Raw genomic sequence first — 332 nt, forward strand, 5'->3', positions numbered from 1 at the left:
CGACGTGTTGACGTCGATGTGTGCCCGGCTGTACGGGCAGCGGGCAGGCAAGGACCGTGCCGCCCGCGCTCTGGCCGCCGCAACCGGCGAGGGTCTGTTGGTGTGAAGAAGTTCGTGCCGCGGCCTGGTTTCGTGGTCCAGGCGTTTCGTTTCGCGTTGGATCCGAACGTTACGCAGGAGCAGCGGTTGCGGTCGCATTGTGGTGCGGCTCGCGTCGCCTTCAACTGGGCTGTCTCATGGGTGATGGCGTCGTGGTGGCAGCGCAAGGCGGAGGCCTCGTACGGCATCGGCGAGGAGGAGTTGACGCCGTGGCGGCCGTGGTCGCTGCCTGT

At 67.2% G+C, this 332-nt stretch carries 1 protein-coding gene and 1 pseudogene; both read left to right on the forward strand.

Translation table 11 applies throughout. From position 1 onward, the window contains the following. Positions 1-106: pseudogene (locus ACNAW0_RS30795) on the forward strand (IS607 family transposase); the annotation flags it as partial. Next, positions 103-332, forward strand: a 230-nt coding sequence (locus ACNAW0_RS30800; RefSeq protein ID WP_416291548.1) for a helix-turn-helix domain-containing protein, incomplete at its 3' end; no start/stop codon positions are given. The pseudogene ACNAW0_RS30795 and the gene ACNAW0_RS30800, both read left to right, overlap by 4 nt.

Source organism: Micromonospora sp. SL1-18, assembly GCF_047921505.1.
In the GTDB taxonomy this organism is placed as follows: Bacteria; Actinomycetota; Actinomycetes; order Mycobacteriales; family Micromonosporaceae; genus Micromonospora.